The organism is Bacteroides ilei (assembly GCF_900128495.1).
Lineage (GTDB): Bacteria > Bacteroidota > Bacteroidia > Bacteroidales > Bacteroidaceae > Phocaeicola > Phocaeicola ilei.
In genome coordinates this window covers 1,130,765-1,152,527 of the sequence record NZ_LT635801.1, presented here as the reverse complement: position 1 = coordinate 1,152,527, position 21,763 = coordinate 1,130,765, and the positions used below count along the sequence as shown (strand labels likewise).

At 46.0% G+C, this 21,763-nt stretch carries 17 protein-coding genes; 11 read left to right on the top strand and 6 right to left on the bottom strand.

Annotated elements, in window-relative coordinates; all coding sequences use genetic code 11:
• Positions 1–27: 27 nt before the first annotated feature.
• The 3 genes from BQ7489_RS04965 to BQ7489_RS04955 all read left to right on the top strand — a co-directional run bounded on the left by BQ7489_RS04965 (position 28) and on the right by BQ7489_RS04955 (position 8,014).
• On the top strand, positions 28–1,692 hold the full coding sequence (locus BQ7489_RS04965; RefSeq protein ID WP_072530197.1) for an AMP-binding protein: 1,665 nt from the start codon (positions 28–30) through the stop codon (positions 1,690–1,692).
• A gap of 183 nt (positions 1,693–1,875) precedes the next feature.
• Positions 1,876–5,121 carry a UvrD-helicase domain-containing protein gene (locus BQ7489_RS04960; RefSeq protein WP_072530196.1) on the top strand — a complete coding sequence of 1,082 codons (3,246 nt, stop codon included), beginning with the start codon at positions 1,876–1,878 and terminating at the stop codon, positions 5,119–5,121.
• 19 nt (positions 5,122–5,140) lie between these two features.
• A complete protein-coding gene (locus BQ7489_RS04955) occupies positions 5,141–8,014 on the top strand; it encodes a PD-(D/E)XK nuclease family protein (protein ID WP_072530195.1) in 2,874 nt (957 codons plus the stop codon).
• A gap of 84 nt (positions 8,015–8,098) precedes the next feature.
• On the opposite strand, the gene BQ7489_RS04950 is transcribed toward BQ7489_RS04955, so the two are convergent.
• The 3 genes from BQ7489_RS04950 to BQ7489_RS04940 form a co-directional block, all read right to left on the bottom strand.
• Positions 8,099–9,568, bottom strand: coding sequence for a tetratricopeptide repeat protein (locus BQ7489_RS04950; protein ID WP_072530194.1), 1,470 nt, complete (start codon positions 9,566–9,568; stop codon positions 8,099–8,101).
• Positions 9,569–9,685: 117 nt separating this feature from the next.
• On the bottom strand, positions 9,686–11,428 hold the full coding sequence (locus tag BQ7489_RS04945; RefSeq protein ID WP_072530193.1) for a glutamine--tRNA ligase/YqeY domain fusion protein: 1,743 nt from the start codon (positions 11,426–11,428) through the stop codon (positions 9,686–9,688).
• Positions 11,429–11,811: 383 nt separating this feature from the next.
• Complete coding sequence (locus BQ7489_RS04940; RefSeq protein WP_072530192.1) at positions 11,812–12,183, bottom strand: winged helix-turn-helix transcriptional regulator; 372 nt, start codon at positions 12,181–12,183, stop codon at positions 11,812–11,814.
• A gap of 216 nt (positions 12,184–12,399) precedes the next feature.
• On the opposite strand from BQ7489_RS04940, the gene BQ7489_RS04935 reads away from it, so the two are divergent.
• From BQ7489_RS04935 to tpx, 8 genes are all read left to right on the top strand, one after another.
• Positions 12,400–12,852, top strand: a complete 453-nt coding sequence (locus BQ7489_RS04935; RefSeq protein ID WP_072532032.1) for an ester cyclase — start codon at positions 12,400–12,402, stop codon at positions 12,850–12,852.
• A gap of 137 nt (positions 12,853–12,989) precedes the next feature.
• Positions 12,990–14,264 (top strand): replication-associated recombination protein A, encoded by a 1,275-nt coding sequence (locus BQ7489_RS04930; protein WP_072530191.1) that lies wholly within the window; start codon positions 12,990–12,992, stop codon positions 14,262–14,264.
• Positions 14,265–14,295: 31 nt separating this feature from the next.
• Complete coding sequence (locus tag BQ7489_RS04925; RefSeq protein WP_072530190.1) at positions 14,296–15,258, top strand: D-2-hydroxyacid dehydrogenase; 963 nt, start codon at positions 14,296–14,298, stop codon at positions 15,256–15,258.
• Complete coding sequence (locus BQ7489_RS04920; RefSeq protein WP_083580460.1) at positions 15,251–15,718, top strand: C-GCAxxG-C-C family protein; 468 nt, start codon at positions 15,251–15,253, stop codon at positions 15,716–15,718. Before BQ7489_RS04925 ends, BQ7489_RS04920 begins: the two co-directional genes overlap by 8 nt.
• Positions 15,719–15,861: 143 nt before the next feature.
• Entirely contained in the window at positions 15,862–16,062 is a 201-nt protein-coding gene (locus BQ7489_RS04915; protein WP_072530188.1) for a winged helix-turn-helix domain-containing protein, read from the top strand.
• A gap of 102 nt (positions 16,063–16,164) precedes the next feature.
• Positions 16,165–16,950 (top strand): nucleoside triphosphate pyrophosphohydrolase, encoded by a 786-nt coding sequence (mazG, locus tag BQ7489_RS04910; RefSeq protein WP_072530187.1) that lies wholly within the window; start codon positions 16,165–16,167, stop codon positions 16,948–16,950.
• A gap of 46 nt (positions 16,951–16,996) precedes the next feature.
• A complete protein-coding gene (locus BQ7489_RS04905; RefSeq protein WP_072530186.1) occupies positions 16,997–17,887 on the top strand; it encodes a DUF368 domain-containing protein in 891 nt (296 codons plus the stop codon).
• Between the two features lie 103 nt (positions 17,888–17,990).
• Positions 17,991–18,497, top strand: a complete 507-nt coding sequence (gene tpx, locus BQ7489_RS04900; RefSeq protein ID WP_072530185.1) for a thiol peroxidase — start codon at positions 17,991–17,993, stop codon at positions 18,495–18,497.
• Between the two features lie 93 nt (positions 18,498–18,590).
• On the opposite strand, the gene BQ7489_RS04895 is transcribed toward tpx, so the two are convergent.
• From BQ7489_RS04895 to xylA, 3 genes are all read right to left on the bottom strand, one after another.
• A complete protein-coding gene (locus BQ7489_RS04895; RefSeq protein ID WP_072530184.1) occupies positions 18,591–19,019 on the bottom strand; it encodes a DUF4377 domain-containing protein in 429 nt (142 codons plus the stop codon).
• Positions 19,020–19,233: 214 nt separating this feature from the next.
• The gene (locus BQ7489_RS04890) at positions 19,234–20,301 is read right to left on the bottom strand and encodes a mannose-1-phosphate guanylyltransferase (RefSeq protein WP_072530183.1); all 1,068 of its coding nucleotides are present in this window, start codon (positions 20,299–20,301) and stop codon (positions 19,234–19,236) included.
• Between the two features lie 107 nt (positions 20,302–20,408).
• Positions 20,409–21,725 (bottom strand): xylose isomerase, encoded by a 1,317-nt coding sequence (xylA, locus tag BQ7489_RS04885; RefSeq protein ID WP_072530182.1) that lies wholly within the window; start codon positions 21,723–21,725, stop codon positions 20,409–20,411.
• Between the last annotated feature and the right edge of the window lie 38 nt (positions 21,726–21,763).

Below are 21,763 nucleotides of genomic sequence, written 5' to 3'. Positions count from 1 at the left end.
GCGCAAAAATTGTGCAGGAATTAAACAATGGATATACAAAGCAGTCTTATACAACTTATAGAAGATAGCATCCGGAAAAACTGGGACTTGGATGCCATGACCGACTATAAGGGGGCCACCCTCCAATATAAGGATGTAGCCCGTAAAATAGAAAAGATGCATATTCTGTTTGAATACGCAGGAATCAAGAAGGGAGACAAAATAGCACTATGTGGAAGAAACAGCGCCAACTGGACGGCAACCTTCCTGGGCGTCATTACTTACGGTGCCGTAGCAGTCCCTATCCTGCACGAGTTTAAGGCAGACAATGTGCATAACGTAGTCAACCATTCGGAAGCACGTATGCTGTTCGTAGGCGACCAGGTGTGGGAAAACTACAATGAAGCGGCCATGCCTCACTTGGAAGGGATCATCGAACTGAAGAATTTTGATCTGGTCGTTTCCCGCTCCGAAAAACTGACTTATGCACGAGAACATCTGAACGAAGAATTCGGGAAACGCTATCCCTGCCGTTTCCGTTCGACCGATATCTCTTACCGGCGCGAAGAACCGGAAGAACTGGCCATCATCAACTATACATCAGGAACCACAGGCTATTCAAAAGGAGTGATGCTGCCTTACCGCAGCATCTTGTCGAATATTGTCCATATCCATGACAAGGTAGAATTGAAAGCCGGCGACAGCATTGTCTCCATGCTTCCTTTAGGACACATATTCGGATTGGTATTCGATTTTCTGTACGGAGTAACTGTAGGTGCCCACTTATGGTTCCTGACCCGCATGCCTAGCCCCAAGATCATAGCCGAATCGTTTGCCGTTATCCGTCCGCGGGTTATCGCCTGTGTTCCTCTGATAGTTGAAAAGATATTCAAGAAGAACATTCTTCCGAAGGTAGACAACAAACTGGGAAAACTGCTACTCAACTTGCCTATAATAAGTGACAAGATAAAAGAACAGATCCGGCATCAGGCCATGGAAGTCTTCGGGGGAAATTTCATTGAGATCGTAGTAGGCGGAGCCCCTTTCAATGCTGAAGTGGAAGCCTTTCTGCGCAAGATCAATTTCCCGTATACCATCGCCTACGGCATGACAGAAACGGCACCGCTTATCTGCCACAGCCGTTGGGATGAAATCAAATACATGTCGTGCGGTAAGACAGTGGCAAACATGGAAACCAGAATCCTGTCCGACGATCCGGAAAACATTCCGGGCGAACTGGTCTGCCGCGGTATGAATGTCATGCTCGGCTACTATAAAAATGAAGAAGCCACCGCTCAGACTATAGATAAGGACGGCTGGTTACATACAGGCGACATGGCTGTCAAAGACACCGAAGGGAACATCTATATCAAAGGACGCTGCAAGAACATGTTACTTACAGCTTCCGGACAAAACATATATCCGGAAGAAATAGAGGCACGACTCAACAACATGCCCTATGTCAATGAATCACTGGTAATTCTTTCGGACAATAAGCTGGTTGCACTCGTATACGCGGACAATGAAGAAGCGTTTTCACAGGGTATGGACAAGAAACAGCTGGAAGCAGCCATCGAAGCCAACCGTGTCATGTTGAACAAGACACTGCCGGCCTATTCACAGATAGCTCATGTCAAGCTGTATCCGGAAGAATTTGAAAAGACAGCCAAAAAAAGCATCAAACGTTATCTATATCAGGATATCAAAGAGTAAAAACATATTGCAACTATCGGAACCGTCCTTTATCTGCCATACAAAATCCGGATAAAGGACGGTTTCTGTTCATACGGGCAGTCATTCCTGCCCGAACGGGAAAATGTATTACGTCACTTCTGTCGAAAAAACGACATTTTTTCATACCTTTGTTACTCCACAAACTGTATAACCAACCGAAAAATGACCTCATATCCTCAATTATTGGTGTATAAAGCCTCGGCAGGTTCTGGAAAAACCTTTACGCTGGCCGTACAGTACATCCGGCAACTGATAGAAGACCCGTATTCCTACCGGCATATCCTTGCCGTTACCTTTACCAACAAGGCTACAGCCGAAATGAAGTCACGTATCCTCGAACAACTTTACGGACTGGCCTATAATCTGGACAGTTCCCGAAGCTACATGGATGAACTGGCCAGACTGACGGGCAAGGACAAAGAAAGAATCAGCCACCAGGCTCAAGAAGCACTCTATAACATCATACATGACTACAGCCGTTTCCATATCGAGACCATCGACTCTTTTTTCCAGTCGGTCATGCGCAACCTCGCACGGGAACTGGAACTGGGAGCCAACCTTTCCATCGAACTGAATAATGCCGATGTACTTTCGGACGCAGTAGACCGTATGATCGAAAAGCTGGACCGGCGTTCGCCTGTATTAGTCTGGTTGCTGGAATACATAGACGAACGCATATCCGACGACAAACGCTGGAACGTATCAAACGAAATCAAGAATTTCGGATATAACATATTCAATGAAGTTTATATAGAAAAGGGAGGAAACCTGCGTAAAAAACTGACCGATCCGGAGTTTATCCCCAATTACCGTAAGAAAGTAAAGGCTATCCGCCTGGAAGCTTTGGAAGAAATGAAGGGATTCAGCGACCAGTTCTACGGATTGCTGGAAACAAACGGGCTCCAACCTTCCGACCTGAAGAACGGAGACCGGGGCATAGGCAGCTATTTCAGGAAAATAGCCAACGGTAATCTGAGTGACGATGTCCATAACAGTACAGTAGACAAATGTCTGGAAAGCGAGGACAACTGGACTACAAAGACTTCACCTTACAGAGACATTATCCGTTCACTGGCTTCCAGTGAACTGATCGGGCTGTTGGAAACCGTCGAAAACTTCCGTCCCAAAAACAACATTCTGGTCAACTCATGCGACCTTTCATTAAAATACCTCAACAACCTGCGGCTATTAGCCAGCATTGACGATGAAGTACGCGTACAGAACCAGATGCACAACCGCTTCCTGCTTTCGGATACCAATGCCCTGCTCCACAACCTGATCAGGGAAGGCGACGCCTCCTTCATCTATGAAAAAATCGGTACAACCATCGATACGGTCATGATAGACGAATTTCAGGATACATCACGCATGCAATGGGAAAACTTCCATCTGCTGCTTGAAGAAAGCCTGTCGCAAAAGGAAGGGAGCCTGATTGTGGGTGATATCAAACAAAGCATCTACCGATGGCGGAACGGTGACTGGAAAATATTGGCCAACCTAAAGAAAGATGCCAGCCTACGGGTACATGAATGTACACTCGACACCAACTGGCGGAGTGAAACCCGCATCATCCGGTTCAACAATTCCATTTTCAGGGCCGCCTGCAGTCTGTTGAATGAACGTTACGAAAATGAGATGAACGAACCTTGTACTCCCCTCACAGATGCCTATAGCGATGTGGTACAGAAATCATCGAAAAAAGAGGAAAAAGGATTTGTCCAACTGACATTTATCGACCAGCCACGGCAAGAAGACTATGTAGATGCCACACTTCAAGCTCTGGCCATGCAGGTGGACAGCCTGATAAGCCAAGGAATACGTACCAATGACATTGCCATTCTGGTCCGCAAGAACAAGTCTATCCCGATGATAGCCGACTATTTCGACAAGAACACTCCCTACTGTATTGTCTCCGACGAAGCATTCAGGCTGGATGCGTCACTTGCCATATGTATGATGATAGATGCCTTACGCTGCCTGACAAGTCCCGAAGACCGGATAGCGCAAGCCCGGCTGGCCATCGCTTTCCAACAGCAAGTGCTCGGTAATGACATAGACATGAATACCATCCTGCTGGACGACCTCAGCCGATACCTTCCGGCAGGTTTTGTACTCCAGATGGAAGAATTACGCCTGATGCCACTTTACGAACTGCTCGAAAAGCTCTTTATCCTTTTCGACATGAAAAATATCCGGAAACAGGATGCCTATCTGTGTGCCTTCTACGACGCTGTAACCGAATACATGCAGAACAATTCGTCCGAACTTACCGCCTTTCTAGGATATTGGGACGAAAAAATGCATGAAAAGACAATCCCTTCGGGAGAAATAGACGGAATACGTATCCTGTCTATACACAAGTCGAAGGGATTGGAATACCATACCGTACTGCTGCCTTTCTGCGACTGGAAAATGGAAAACGAAAACAACAGCCACCTTATCTGGTGCCCCGTTTCCGGAACAGGGAAAAATACCGATGTCGCCCCGTTCAATGAACTGGATCTCGTACCGGTAAACTATTCGGGATCCATGGCCAATTCAATCTATCGTGACAGCTATCTGGATGAACGACTCCAACTATGGGTCGATAACCTGAACCTGCTTTATGTAGCCTTTACCCGCGCCTGCAAGAATCTGATCGTTTTCGGACGGAAAAACCAAAACGGAACCGTTTCGGGATTGTTGTACGACGCCCTGCCTATGATGGACGATATCCATATGACACCGGCCGGAACGAGCCCTGATACGGAAACAGACAATGACAATACGTCTGCAGACGAAGTATATACATACGGAATTCTTTGCCCATCGGAAGACAAGAAAAGGAAAGAGACAGGCAACCGGCTCATGATATTACCCGAAAAACTGCCGGTGTATATAGAATCGGTTGAAACAGACATCGAGTTCAAACAGTCCAACCGTTCGGCCGAGTTTATCCAAGGGGATGATGAAGAGGAGGACAGCAGCCGGTATATCCGACAAGGACAGCTGTTGCATAATGTATTTGCTTCCATCGAAAAGGAAGGTGACCTGGAGACCGCTGTCGGAGAACTGTATGCGGAAGGCATCATCGAATCGGACGAACAGATGATACAGATACAGAAATTAGCGAGATGGGCCTTGAACAAACCTGAAGTAAGGCAATGGTACGACGGCTCCTGGCAGTTATACAACGAATGTAGTATCATCTATACCGATGAAGAAGGAAACATGCAGACCCGCCGGCCCGACCGGGTCATGATGAAAAACGGAAAAGTGGTGGTGGTAGACTTCAAGTTCGGAAAGAAAAAAGAAAACTACCGCAAACAGGTAAGAGAATATATGGACCTGCTCGGGACTATGGGATACCGGAACATAGAAGGATACCTGTGGTATGTATTCTCCAATGAGCTGGAACAAGTGAACTAACCATCTGAAAAGACAAGACATGGAAACATTTCTGAAACAAGTAGCACACGATTTATATACCAAACTGGAAGGAGACTTCAGCAATGTGGCTGTTGTCTTTCCGAACAAACGTGCCAGCCTCTTCTTCAACGAATACCTGGCACAGGAAGCCGGCCGGCCGATATGGTCGCCTGCCTATATCAGTATCAGTGAACTGTTCCGGCAGTTGTCCGATCTGTCAATCGTAGACCCGATCAAGCTGGTTTGTGACCTCTACAAGGTCTTTTGCAAGGCGACCGGAAGTACGGAAACCCTGGACGACTTCTACTTCTGGGGAGAAATGCTGATTGCCGACTTCGACGACGCCGACAAAAACATGGCAGATACCGATACACTGTTCAAGAACCTGAAAGACCTGAACGCCATCACCGACAATTATGACTTTCTGGATCCGGGGCAGAAAGAGGCACTCAGCCAGTTCTTCCATCATTTCTCCATAGACCAGGTGACCGAACTGAAACAACGTTTCATCTCTTTGTGGAACGTACTCGGAGAAATTTACACCGGATATAAAAGTGTATTATACAACCAGAAGATCGCATATGAAGGAATGCTATACCGTGACGTCATCGAACATATCGACGTAAGAGAAATGTCTTTCCGCAAATATATCTTCATCGGATTCAATGTACTGAACAAAGTAGAACATACGCTGTTCCATGTACTGAATGACGCGGGCAAAGCCATGTTCTATTGGGATTATGACCTGTTCTATCTCCAGAAAAGGTCTCATGAAGCCGGAGATTTCATCCGACGCAACCTCCAGGATTTTCCGTCGGAACTGCCAGCTTCCAATTTCGACAACCTGAACCATCCTAAAAAAATTACCTATATCGAATCGGCCACAGAAAACGGACAGACCCGTTACCTGCCACAATGGATCCGTGAAAACCTCACTTCCCCGGAAAAGGAGACAGCCGTAGTATTATGCAACGAAACATTGCTGCAGCCTGTACTCCATTCACTTCCCGACAACGTCAGACACATCAACATAACCATGGGATTTCCGCTTTCTCAGACCCCGGTATATAGTTTCATACAAGCCCTGATGGAACTCCATACATCGGGATACAACGGTAACACCGGGAGATACCGGTTTGCCGAAGTAACCAGTGTACTGAAACATCCCTATACCCGACAGTTGTCGGAAAATTCGGAAAGTCTGGAAGAAAGCCTGACCAGGAACAACCGTTTCTATCCGCTTCCGTCCGAACTGGAAAAAGACAAGGCTCTGGAACTTTTATTCGAGCCACGGAACAATAACCGCGACTTGTGCCGTATGCTGGCCGATGCCTTGAAACAGGTGGCGGTCATCTACCGCAAACAGACCGCCTCCATGAACAACGCTTTCGACCAGCTTTACCGTGAATCATTGTTTAAAGCGTATACCTTGATAAACCGCTTCTATACACTGATTGAAAACAAAGACCTGGACGTACAATCCGGAACCTTCCAACGGTTGCTCACCCGTGTCCTGTCTACTTCCAGCATCCCGTTCCATGGAGAACCGGCTATCGGCATGCAGGTCATGGGGGTGCTGGAGACACGCAACCTCGACTTCCGCAACATCATCATGCTGTCTGTCAATGAAGGACAGCTGCCCAAAGCTGGAGGCGACTCATCCTTCATTCCATACAGTCTGCGCAAAGCATTCGGTATGACAACCATTGACCACAAGATAGCCGTCTATGCCTATTATTTCTACCGCCTGCTGCAAAGAGCCGAAAACGTAACTCTGGTCTACAATACCGCCACCGACGGCATTAACCGGGGAGAACAGTCGCGCTTTATGCTACAGTTCCTGGTAGAATGGGGATACAACATCGTACACAAGCGGTTGGAAGCCGAACAGTCACCTCAGGGATCTGTACCGATCACCATCGGAAAGACACCCCAGGTCATGAAACGGATGCAGGCCCTCTACGACATACGGGTCAATCCCGGTACATTCCTCTCTCCGTCGGCCCTGAACTCTTATCTCGACTGTCCGTTGAAATTCTACTACAAATACGTAGCCGGACTGAAAACTCCCGATGAAGTAACGGCCGAAATAGACTCCGCCAAGTTCGGCAGTATATTCCATTATGCCGCCGAGCATATCTACAAGGATCTGACGGTACACGGAAAAACGGTCAGCAGCGATGACATTGAGAAATTATTGAAGGATGAAACAAGAATACAGAATTATGTAGACAACGGATTCAAGAAACTCTTTTTCAATATTCCCGCAGACGAACGTCCCGAATACAACGGCATACAGCTCATCAATTCGGCCGTCATAGCCAGATATATCAAACAACTGCTTAGGAATGACTTGCGCTACAGCCCGTTCACCTTCATCGGTTCGGAGCAGCGCATCAGCGAAAATATCGACATAAAGACTCCAAACGGAATGATAAAATCACGCATAGGAGGCATTATAGACCGCATGGACGAAAAGGAGAATACACTCCGTATAGTCGACTACAAGACAGGAGGAGATACCGAAGTCCCGGCCAACATAGAATCGCTCTTTACACCGGGCGAAAAACGTTCCGGACACATTTTCCAGACCTTCCTCTACGCCTCGATCGTCTGCCGGAAACTACGTGAAAAGAATGATTTGCGGAAAGTAGCTCCTGCCCTGCTCTACATACACAGGGCAGCATCCGAAAACTACTCTCCGGTAATACAGATGGGAGAACCACGCAGGCCGAAAGAACAGGTTACAGACTTTGCCCTTCTGGAAACAGAATTCCGGAAATATCTGGATAACCTGCTAGAAACAATCTTCAATCCGGCCATAGCCTTCACACAGACCGGAAACGAAGACCAGTGTTCATACTGCGACTTCAAGGAATTATGCAGGAAATAGACATTCCGGAACAGGACAGAACGATGTGACAAATCTACTACCATAACAAAAAAGACCGCTTTCGGCGGTCTTTTTTATTTTACCTTAATAACCGAATCCTTTCATCGTAAGGAAATCCTCCGTGTTGACTTCATTATTCCTCACTTTCTCGAATATTTGCTTCGATAAATCGAAAAAACGTCTGTCAATATGCCTGAATTCATTCTTCTCATCATTCAAGAAAATTTCGGGAGAATACACGGCTGCCATAACAAGGAACTGTGCCACTTTCTTCTTCAGCTTCATCAGGAAATAGCTATAAGCTACAAAATATGCATTTTTCCTCAACACAGACGGACATTCCGTTTCCAGTTCCTGAAGAAGGATACCAGCTTCATCCCACCAGTCATAGTTCAGATATGTCTGTGTCACCGTAACAATCACATCTCCTTTGAATTCAGCATATTCAATAGCCTTCTTGAAAGACTCGTTCGCTCTAAGCACCCGGGCTTCACGAATATACACCTCCCCCTCCAGTTGGAACAGACCAGAGTTATAATGGTCGTATGTGAAACCTTTCGCAATATCTTCCTTGCATTTCCCCATCATGTTAAACTCCAGATAAGCAGCGGCCCGCCGGCTATAGATTTCAGCCTTCTGATAATCCTGGGTTTCCGGATCATCCAACAACATATTGCTGTATTCCATGACCTTGTCATAATCACATTCCAGCATATAACAGTTCAGCAACAGAGAATTGATATAATTCCTGTTCCGGGAATTCTCCTTGGCCTCCTCCAGTTTAGCTATCGCCGTTTCCATATTATGCAGCATAATATTGCTGACGCCTTCAAGCTCCATTGTACGCTGGTCGGACTCATCGATAACACCGGCAAAACCTGCCGCCTCCAACGCTTTTTCCGGCTGTTCCAGCTTTATATAGCAACGTGAAAGCTGCTGCCAGGCATAAGCATTATACGGATCCTTATCAAGAATCTTATTGTTGAATTCTATTTCCTTTTCTGTATTGTCAGTCCTGAAATAGTAATTGGCAAACATTTCCAGTACGTCCCGGTTATCGGGACACTTCTCATAAGCTTTTTCCAGCCATTCATACGCATTATCCAGAAGACATACGTTCAGGTAAATCTGAGCAATGTCAAGAATCATGTCTATATCCTGCTCTTCATTATAAAGAGCGTCAAGTATCTTATGGCCTTCTTCATAATTCCCCTTATTCAGGCATATTTCAGCCTTGATCAAACGGGCCGAATAATCCCCCGAGTCAGGCAGCTTGTCTATTATCTGTTCGGCTTCAAAGTATTGGCCTCGAGCCATCAGCGCATGGCATCTATACACCACGATATCCAAGTTATCCGGATAAAGCTGAAGTCCGTAGTCTATCACACCTTCAAAGTTCTCGGTCTCATGCCTTGAAGCATAATATTCAATGAGTGAAACCAACTCATCGGAATCGAAAAAGACATGTTTATTCCTTTCCTTCATCCTTTCATATTTCTTCAGCAACTCCTGGAATTCGGGAGTATCAAATCCTAAAGGTCCTATATCGGCCATGATTATGTTATTATTTTTCTATTGCAATTCAGGGAAACAAAGGCACAGAATATGATTCCATGCAATCATTTCCCTGAACAACAATCTGATCTTTCTGATCTTAAAATTAGAATATTATTATTTATTATTGATCTTGCTCCATGTATCCTTCAAAGACACAGTACGGTTAAATATCAGGTGTTCCGGAGTTGAATCTTTATCCACATTAAAATAACCGATACGCTGGAACTGCAGATAATCGAAAGGTTTGGCATCGGCCAGATATTTCTCTACATAACAGTCGGTCAGCACTTTCAAGGAGTCGGGATTGATCATCTCCTTCATAGCCTCCAGTGCAGAGCAGTTACGTGCCTCACGGATTGCAGCCATTTCATCACGCGGATTCTCTACCTTCCACAAACGGTCATACAGACGGACTTCCGCCTTCAGGCAATGGTTACAGCTCACCCAATGCAGTGTACCCTTTACCTTACGGTTCGCTTCCGGCATTCCGCTCCGGGTATTCGGGTCATATTCCGCATAGACTTCCACTATATTACCGTCCGCATCTTTCTTGCAACCTGTACATTTTACAATATAGGCATTCTTCAGGCGGACTTCCTGCCCCGGAGTCATACGGAAATATTTCTTGGGAGCATTTTCCATGAAGTCTTCACGCTCCATCCACAATTCACGGCTGAATTCAATGGTATGCGTGGGCGAATCCGGATCTTCCGGATTATTGATTGCATGCATCACCTCTACCTTTCCTTCCGGATAGTTTGTCAGAATCAGCTTTACCGGATTGATGACAGCCGAAACACGGGTAGAACGCATGTTCAGATCCTCACGCACGGCACTTTCCAGCAACGCGAAATCATTCAGTGCATCGTATGTAGTATATCCGATCTTGTCAATGAATTTACGGATTGATTCCGGAGAATAGCCCCGGCGACGGAAGGCGCAGATAGTCGGCATACGCGGATCGTCCCAACCGTTTACCAGCCCCTCTTTCACCAGAATAAGCAGGTTACGCTTGCTCATCAGCGTATAGCTCAGGTTCAGCTTGTTGAATTCATACTGACGGGGACGGTTATCGTCCAGATCCTTTCCGTCCTTCACCCAATCCACAAACAGATCATACAACGGACGGTGTACAACAAACTCCAACGTACACAAAGAATGGGTGACCCCTTCAAAGAAATCGCTCTGTCCATGCGCAAAGTCATACATCGGATATGCCTTCCATTTGTCACCCGTACGGTGATGGGGAGTCTTTACCACCCGGTAGATAATCGGGTCGCGGAAATGCATGTTCGGATTTGCCATGTCAATCTTGGCGCGGAGAACCATCTTTCCTTCTTCTATCTCACCCCTGTTCATCTTTTCAAACAGTTCCAGGCTCTCTTCTGCCGGACGGTTACGGAAAGGACTTTCTATACCAGGTTGGGTAGGGGTACCCTTCTGTTCCGCAATCTGCTCGGAAGTCTGCTCGTCCACATAAGCCTTACCCTCCTTGATTAGGCGGATAGCGAAATCCCATAACTGCTGGAAATAGTCAGAAGCATAATATTCATGCCCCCAATGATACCCCAGCCATTCTATATCTTCCTTGATAGCCTCAACATACTCTACGTCTTCTTTGGTAGGGTTGGTATCATCAAAACGCAAATTACATACTCCACCGTATTTCTGAGCAATACCGAAATCCATACAAATGGCTTTTGCATGACCAATGTGTAAATATCCGTTAGGTTCAGGCGGGAAACGGGTCTGTATCCTACCGCCGTTCTTCCCTTCCTTCAAATCTTTCTCTACAATTTGCTCAATGAAGTTCAGACTTTTTTTCTCTGAACTTTCAGCTGCGTTCATTTCAGTCATAGCGTTTTTATTTTAAACGTTTGGTTCGCAAAAATAATCATTCTTTCGGTATTTACCTATAAAAAGGAAGGCTGAAAAAACGAATCTGCCTCATTTTAGCTCCATCATATCAAAAATATTCATCCATCCCCCCAATAAACAGAAAAAATGTGATGGAATTAATTAAAAAAAACTATCTTTGTAAAGAAGACAAAGAAGGAAGTATTAAAGAATACGAACAAAAGAAAAAAGATAAATATGTTTTAAGACATACTTTTTTATTTGTTTAGTTCAAAAAAACCTTTCATCTTTGTAGCGTTATCCTGAAAACAATCTTTTTACCTTAAAAAAAACTAATACCTATTGAAAACTTAAAAAAGCTTCTTTGTGAAAAGAGGCTTTTTTTATTGTCTTTTTGTGAACTCCTTACGGTGTCCCACAATCGTGTCCATGTTTGTCCGTGCCCATTCGGTCAGCTGTTCTATAATAGGCACTAAGGAATGTCCTAAATCCGTCAGTTGATATTCCACTTTCGGCGGAACGGTCGGATACACCTTCCGTGACACCAAAGTATCGGCTTCCAAGGTTTTCAGCGTTCCCGACAGTACACGCGACGATATGTCAGGAATCAATTGATGCAGTTCGTTAAAACGGATCTTTTCATGTTCACTCAGGACCAAGATCACCAGCAAAGCCCATTTATTGCCGAAACGGGCTATCACATTGCGCACCGGACAAATTTCAATAATTGAATTCCGCTCTTCTTTTCTTAACATTATATTCAGATTAAAAATACTCTACACCACAAAAATAATATAGATCCATATAACTACGCATATTTTTATTTTTTAACGTACTACGGATGTTGCTGATTTTCTGTAAAAGTGAGAAAAAGGTTACTATATGGCTAAAAAGTAACCGCTTGCAGATTTAGCCGGCAAACTGTATTTTTACCGGATCAAAATGTAATGTAAACCTAAAATAAAATGTATATGAAAACGATTGATGACACACAAGTTTCTGTAACAGAAAAGAACAAACAGGTAATGGAACAGTTTATACGTTTCATTAATACAGGCGACCGCACTATCGGCGAAGCCATTATTTCACCGGATGTGATTTTCTATGCCCCCACGTCTGCCGAACCTTTACACGGATTCGACGGCTATATCGCTGTCCTTGACATGATGCGTGGTACCATGCCGGATGTCCAATGGAAAGCAGAAGAATGCATTGCCGAAAACGATAAGGTAATGATCCGTTTCACTATGAGCGGTACACAGACCCAGCCGTTCATGGGGATACCTGCTACAGGCAGACCCGTCAAAGTAACGGCCATGAACATCTACCAACTGAAAGACGGTAAGATTATCCGTGAACACGGACTGCCCGACCTGTTTACCATGTTACAGCAATTGGGTGCCATACCGGCTCCACAGAAATAAACGGGAATCTTCCCGTCAGGTTGTTAACAGGCCACCCAGATTTCTCCAATCGAAAAAAAATGACTACTTTCGCCAGAGCTTCCCGAAAGATAACGGTCGGGTGACATACAGATAACAACTTTACAAAACAGAACATTATGGCTCAACCATTGGCAGAGCGTATGCGTCCGAAAACACTGGACGAATACATAGGGCAAAAACATTTGGTAGGTGAAGGTGCAGTCCTTCGGAAAATGATTGATTCGGGCCGTATCTCCTCCTTCATATTATGGGGGCCTCCGGGAGTGGGGAAAACGACACTTGCACAGATTATAGCGAACAAGCTCGAAACTCCCTTCTACACTTTGAGTGCGGTAACATCGGGAGTCAAAGACGTGCGTGATGTAATTGAAAAGGCCCGAAACAACCGTTTTTTCTCCCAACAGAGCCCGATACTCTTCATCGACGAAATCCACCGATTCAGCAAATCCCAGCAGGATTCGCTGCTCGGTGCTGTCGAAAAAGGAGTGATCACCCTGATCGGCGCAACGACAGAAAACCCTTCCTTCGAAGTGATACGCCCTCTGCTTTCACGCTGCCAGCTCTATGTGCTGAAACCGCTCGAAAAGGACGACCTGCTGCAACTGCTCCAGCATGCCATTACCCATGACACCATTCTGAAAGAAAAGGATATCGACCTGAAAGAGACCGACGCCATGCTCCGCTATTCGGGAGGAGACGCCCGAAAGCTGCTGAACATCCTGGAACTGGTAGTGGAAGCCGACGAAGGGAATCCCATCACTATCACCAATGAAAAGGTGGTGGAACGGCTGCAACAAAACCCGCTGGCCTACGACAAGGACGGGGAAATGCACTATGACATCATCTCGGCCTTCATCAAATCCATCCGGGGAAGTGATCCCGACGGTGCCTTATACTGGCTGGCACGTATGGTTGAAGGAGGAGAAGATCCGGCCTTCATTGCCCGGAGGCTGGTCATATCGGCATCCGAAGACATCGGACTGGCCAACCCGAACGCTTTACTGCTGGCCAACGCCGCATTCGATGCGGTCATGAAAATAGGATGGCCCGAAGGACGTATCCCTCTGGCAGAGGCTACCGTTTACCTGGCTACCAGCCCTAAAAGCAATTCGGCCTACATGGGTATCAATACGGCACTGGAAGTGGTACGCGGAACCGGAAATCTTCCAGTCCCGCTACATCTGCGCAACGCTCCTACCAAACTGATGAAACAGCTCGGATACGGGAAAGACTACAAATATGCACACGACTACAAAGGACATTTCGTCGAACAGCAGTTCCTGCCCGATGAAATAAAAGGCCAGCGCCTGTGGCATGCCCAGGACAACCCGTCGGAGAACAAGCTGAAGGACAGAATGGAACAGTTGTGGGGCAACCGGTTTAAAGAATAATCCAATCATTCAGACATAACTACCCAAAATCATGAAAATAGTATTCCTCGACATAGCGACCATGAAACCCGACGAGTTCTCATGGGAAGGATTCGAAGCCTTGGGAGAAGTATCTCTGTACGACCGCACCCGGACCGACGAACTGATGGAACGGGCAGCCGGAGCGGAAGTGCTTTTCACGAACAAGACCGTACTTGACGCAGAAACAATCGACACCCTGCCCCAACTGAAATACATCGGCGTACTGGCGACCGGATACAATGTAGTGGACCTCGACGCGGCACGCCGGCACGGAATAACCGTGACCAACATTCCGGCCTACAGCACCCGGTCGGTAGCCCAAATGGTTTTTGCCCATATCCTGAACATAACCCAACGGGTAGGACATTACGCCGAAGAAGTCCGGAGCGGAGCATGGGGAGCACAACCTGACTTCTGCTTCTGGAACACTCCGCTGATTGAACTGGCAGGCAAACGGATGGGTATTATAGGTTTCGGACATACCGGACAGACCACGGCACATATCGCCTCCGCCTTTGGTATGGAGCTGATGGTATATACCAGCAAACGCCAGGAACAGCTGCCGGAAGGATACCGGAAAGCCAGTCTGGACGACCTGTTCCGATACTGCGATGTCATCAGCCTGCACTGCCCGCTGACCCCTGTAACAAAACACCTGGTAAACGCCGAACGTCTTTCCCTGATGAAACCCGGAGCCATACTGATAAATACCAGCCGGGGAGGACTGGTCGATGAAACGGCATTGGCCGAAGCCCTCTCTGACGGAAGAGGACTGCAGGCCGGAGTCGATGTCCTGTCGGAAGAACCGGCCCATGAAACGAATCCCCTGCTCCACCACAAGAACTGTTTCATCACCCCTCACATAGCATGGGCCACCCACGAGTCACGCCAACGGCTGCTGACACAGGCTCTGCTCAACCTGAAAGCATGGATAAATAAAGAAACGATCAATAATGTCATCAACTATGAATAAGAAAGAAAGAATTGAAAAGGCTGTATCCCTATTCAAGGAAGGATACAATTGTTCACAATCGGTAGTAGCGGCTTATGCCGACCTTTACGGATTCACAAAAGAACAGGCATTGCACATGTCGGCATCATTCGGAGGAGGAATTGGACGCATGCGCGAGACCTGCGGGGCAGCCTGCGGCATGTTTCTGCTGGCAGGACTGGAACGTTGTGCCCTGGAAGGAGCCGACAGAGAAAGCAAATCGGCCAACTATGCCCTGGTACAGGAACTCGCCGCCAAGTTCAAGGAAGAAACCGGAGCCCTACGTTGCGCCGATCTGCTGGGACTGGCCAAAAATACCCCGATAGTCCCCACAGCTGAGGCGCGCACCCCACAGTACTACGCCAAACGCCCATGTACCAGAATGATTGAAACTGCAGCCACCATTTTTGGCGATTTTCTTGAAAAGGAAAATAAATTGTAATATTTTCCTTACTTTTTATCAGCTAAAACCAATTTTGTATTATATAAAGATAAATATCTATATTTTTTTATTACATTTGTAGCGGAAAAACAGACATGCTCTTATTGTTATAGAAGCATTGTAACTATTAAAAAATATAGACTATGTTAAATGAAAAAGCAGGTGCTATCGCCGGAAAAATCTGGCAAGCATTAAATGGAAATGACGGTCTGACTCAGAAACAGATTAAAAAAGCGACAAAATTGGTCGATAAGGATTTCTTTTTAGGACTGGGTTGGCTTTTGAGAGAAGACAAACTTGAAACTAGTGAGGTTAATGGTGAATTATTTGTTAAGTTGAAATAAGTTTAAAGCTTGTAAGATGGGAAAAGTGCGTCGGATGATAACCAATTGTTCCGACGCACTTTTTTCGTATCTTTGCCCCGTGAAATAATATCAGACAGAAATATGCATACAAGACAAGAACAAATGGAGGCCTTCGGCCGCTTGCTGGACATTCTTGACGAACTTCGCGTGAAATGCCCGTGGGACAGGAAACAGACTAATGAAAGCCTGCGTCCCAACACAATAGAAGAAGTGTACGAACTGTGTGACGCCTTGATGAAAAACGACCAGAAGAACATCTGCAAAGAATTGGGAGACGTACTGCTGCATGTTGTATTCTATGCAAAGATCGGCAGTGAAAACGGAGCGTTCGACATCAAAGACGTATGCGACAAGCTTTGTGATAAACTGATATTCCGTCATCCCCACGTCTTCGGTGAAGTAAAGGCCGATACGGCCGAACAGGTTTCCGAAAACTGGGAACAGATCAAGCTGAAAGAAAAAGACGGAAACAAAAGCGTACTGAGCGGAGTACCCGAAGCTCTGCCTTCACTGATCAAGGCATACAGGATACAGGACAAGGTACGTAATGTAGGATTCGACTGGGAACAGCGTGAACAGGTGTGGCAGAAGGTCAAGGAAGAGATAGGCGAATTCGAAGCCGAGGTGGCCGATATGGACAAGGAAAAGGCAGAAGCGGAATTCGGAGACGTACTGTTCAGCCTGATCAATGCAGCCCGCCTGTATAAGATCAATCCCGACAATGCACTGGAACGTACAAACCATAAGTTCATCCGACGTTTCAACTACCTGGAAGAGCATACACTCAAACAGGGCCGCAAACTGCAGGACATGACACTGGCCGAAATGGACGAAATATGGAACGAAGCGAAACAGAAGGGACTGTAGACTTCTATTTCAGATAAAAATTATAAACCGGATAACAGAAAAATAAATGGAGCGTAAACTTAAAGACTATCTGATGCTTTCACTGAAAGGTATGGGTATGGGGGCAGCAGACGTGGTACCTGGCGTATCAGGCGGAACGATCGCTTTCATTGTAGGCATCTATGATGAATTGATCGACTCTATCAAAAGCATCAACGGGAAAAGCCTGAAACTCTTCTTCACCGGAAAATGGAAAGAATGTTGGAAAGCCATCAACGGGAATTTCCTGTTCTTCCTTCTGGCAGGAATAGCAATCAGCGTATTTTCACTGGCCAAACTGATTACATGGCTGCTGGTGGCCCACCCCATATTGGTCTGGGCATTCTTCTTCGGACTGGTACTGGCCTCTACATGGTTTGTAGGGAAGGACATCAAGGAATGGAACTGGAAGACCATTACGGGCTTTATCCTGGGCTGTGCCGTAGCTTTCTACATAACGATAGCCACTCCGGCCGAGACCTCACAGAATCCGTTCTTCATTTTCGTATGCGGAGCTATCGCCATATGCGCCATGATACTTCCCGGTATATCGGGCAGTTTCATTCTGGTTCTGCTAGGCAAGTATTTCTTTATCATGGAAGCCGTAAAGACCTTCAATGTCAAGATCATCATCATCTTTGCCCTGGGAGCCATACTTGGAATCACTTCATTCTCACGTATCCTTTCATTCGCATTAAAACATTTCCGTAACATCACGCTGGCCGTACTGACAGGATTCATGCTAGGCTCACTGAACAAGGTATGGCCCTGGAAAGAGCTGGTCGACAACACGCACGGCATCCCTATTGAAAGCAATATCCTACCCGACCAGTCTATCGTAGAGGCCGTCCTGCTGATGGTAGTAGGTTTCTTCCTGGTATTCTTCCTTGAAAAACTTTCATCAAAAACCGGGAAATGAGACAATATGTACAATTATTATAAAAAACATCAAACGATAAAACATTAACGGAATTAGTTTGTTATTTTTGTACATACATCAAATTATAAAACTAAAAAGAATTATGGCAAAAACAGCATTTCAAGGCGCCCCAGTTTCATTGGCAGGCGAATTTATAGCAGTCGGAGCACAGGCTCCCGAATTCTCACTGGTAAAAGGTGACCTGAGCAGCTTCACTTTGGCCGATATCAAAGGGAAATATGCTATCCTGAACATTTTCCCCAGCATGGATACCGGCGTGTGTGCCGCTTCAGTCCGCAAATTCAATAAACTGGCTGCCGGAATGGACAATACGGTGGTTCTCGCCATTTCAAAGGACCTTCCTTTCGCACAGGGCCGTTTCTGCACAGCAGAAGGAATTGAAAACGTAATCCCATTGTCGGATTACCGCTATACATCCGACTTCGGTGAAAAATACGGTGTCCTGATGACCGACGGTGTATTGTGTGGCTTACTGGCACGCGCGGTAGTCATCATCAATCCGGAAGGAAAAGTCATCTACACGGAACTGGTTCCGGAAATCACTCAGGAACCGGACTACGACGCAGCGTTGGCAGCATTGAAGAAGTAAATTCCACATCCGCAAAGTGCCCGGATGCTGCACTTTATAAAAGAAAGGATCGGACCTGTTATTGATGCAGATCCGATCCTTTCTCTTTCCCGGTCATTCAGATTCTTCACAATACCAGTCCGGAATAAAATGGTCGGGGAGATTTTCCGATTCCTTCTTTTCCATGGACAGGACTTCCAGTAACCTGTACACAGTCCATGCAGGCTGTCCCATCCGACGATCCAGATAGTGCGTTTCGCCGATTCTCAGCCTATATTCATATCCTTCTTCAAATTCAAACCCCTCAATATAGCCTAAAGGCATCCATTCATCGGAATCTTCTTTCCTGACTCCATATACATCTGCCCGGTAATTGTATCCGTCCGACCAAAGGACACCCGGTTTCTTCTGTGACGCTACAATAAGCACATATTCTTCGTACCCCGTAATCTGTCTTTCCTCCCCCATCTCCTTGTCACACCCTGCAATGCCGAATATACACAGAAACAACAGCAGGATTCCACATAATCTTCTTGTCTTCATACTATTGATATTTTAGGCTTATACCTTATAAATGAATATCCCGCCCGAATACTGCACTACCCGACATGAAAAAAGACCTTGAACTTTCCCTGGACATATCAAGATGTTCCATACAAAAGTTCAAGATCTTTTTTCCATTATATCAAGGTGATCTTCCAAAAGATCAGGTTCTTTTTTACGCCTTCCATAAAAAGGCCGGTGTAAAGACGCCGTTTTACTGTTCGTTCAGAAACTCCCGGATACGCTGTTCCTCGGTCAGGCGGCATATCAGCAGGCAGTCGTTTTTCTCGGCCACGATATACCCGTCCAGTCCCTGCACGATTGTCCGTTTTTCTTCCGTAGTATGAACCATGCAGTTACGGCTTTCATACAGCCGGATATTTTCGCCCAGACAGGCATTGTTATGTGCGTCCCTCTTTACGTTATCATGGAGAGAACTCCAGGTTCCCAGATCACTCCAGCCGAATGAAGCCAGAAATACATAGATTTCATCCGCCTTCTCCATTACCGCATAGTCTATGGATATGTTGTCGCACATCGGGAACATTTCATCTATCAGCTGCTGTTCCTTATCGGTATAATAATAAGGCAGCAGACGCTCGAAAATTTCTGAAATGGAAGGCTGGTACACACGCAACGCATTTACAATCGTACTGACATTCCAGATGAAGATACCCGAATTCCAGAAATAGTTCTTGCGCTGCAGGTAACGTTTCGCCGTCTCGGCGTCAGGCTTTTCCCTGAAAGCATCCACACGGTAGATTTCCTTGTTCGAGGGACACGCCATTGACATGTCGGCCTCAATGTATCCGTAACCGGTTTCCGGACGGGTGGCTTTCATCCCCAAGGTAACGATAGCGTCGGAATCGGCCGTAAACTTCAGTGACGACTCGATTACACGTGCAAACTCGCGCACATCCATCACAACATGGTCGCTCGGTGTCACCACAATATTCGCTTTCGGGTTCCGTGCCTTGATCTTCCAGCTCACATATGCAATACAGGGAGCAGTGTTCCGGCGGCACGGCTCCAGCAATATATGGTCGGAAGCCATATCCGGCAATTGTTCTTTGACTATATCTGCATATTTCGCTGAGGTTACGACCCAGATGTTTTCCGGCAGACAGACGCCTTTAAAACGGTCGGCGGTAAGCTGTAATAAGGTTCTTCCACACCCTAACACATCCAGGAACTGTTTGGGAAGATCGGTAGTACTCATAGGCCAGAAACGGCTTCCTATGCCACCGGCCATAATTACTAAATGAACATTATTCAGATTCATATCTAACTCCAGTTTAATATATTGCAAATATAACTTATTTAATGCAAAAAAATATCCCGGCCGATAAAAATCAGCCGGGACATGAGTAAAATGGTTATTAAAACCTATTAGCAATACATATTTACAATAGCCTCGTACAATTCCTGCTTACCGCTAGTCTGCTTCGGTTCACCGTTAGCCTTAGCATAAGCAACGACATCTTCCAGAGTAAGTTTGCCTTCTTCGAATTCCTTACCCTTACCAGAATCGAATGAAGCGTAACGGTCGGCCAGCATCTTCTTATATGGAGATTCTTCCAGCAACTTAGCTGCGCTCAGCAAGGCACGGGCCATAACATCCATACCAGCGATATGAGCGATGAAGATATCTTCCAGGTCAGTTGAGTTACGACGGGTCTTTGCGTCGAAGTTAGTACCACCGTTACCCAGACCACCGTTACGGATAATCTGCATCATAGCCTGAGTCAGTTCGAAGTTATCGATAGGGAACTGGTCTGTATCCCAACCGTTCTGGTAGTCACCACGGTTAGCATCGATAGAACCCAACATGCCGTTATCAACTGCAACTGCCAGTTCGTGTTCGAATGTATGACCAGCCAAAGTAGCGTGATTTACTTCGATATTAACCTTGAAATCCTTATCCAGGTTGTGAGCCTTCAAGAATCCGATAACAGTTTCAGTATCTACATCATACTGGTGTTTAGTCGGTTCCATCGGTTTCGGTTCAACCAGGAATGTACCTTTGAATCCTTTGGCACGTGCATAGTCACGGGCGATAGTCAACATCTGAGCCAGGTGTTCCTTTTCACGTTTCTGGTCAGTGTTCAGCAATGACATGTAACCTTCACGACCACCCCAGAATACATAGTTGGTACCACCCAATTCAATAGTTGCATCCATAGCGTTCTTGATCTGCACAGCAGCACGGGCTACCACGTCGAAATCAGGATTTGTAGCGGCACCGTTCATGTAACGTGCATGACCGAATACGTTAGCTGTACCCCACAACAGTTTGATACCGGTTTCAGCCTGTTTCTGTTTCAGGTAAGCAACGATTTCTTTCAAGTTAGCTTCATATTCTTCGATTGTATCAGCTTCATCACAAAGGTCTACATCGTGGAAACAGTAGTATTCGATACCCAGTTTCTGCATGATTTCGAAACCTGCATCAGCTTTATCTTTAGCAGCCTGTACTTTGTCCGGATTTCCTTTCCAAGGGAAAGTCTTTGTACCGCCACCGAACTGGTCACCGCCTTCTGCGCACAATGTATGCCACCATGCCATTGAGAACTTCAACCAGTCTTTCATTTTCTTACCCATAACCACTCTTTCCGGATCATAGTAACGGAAAGCCATCGGGTTCTTGCTTTCTACACCTTCGAATTTAATTTTACCAATACCTGGGAAATACTCTTTTGTTGCCATAGTTATTTATAAATTTAAAAGTTAATGAATTTATCTTT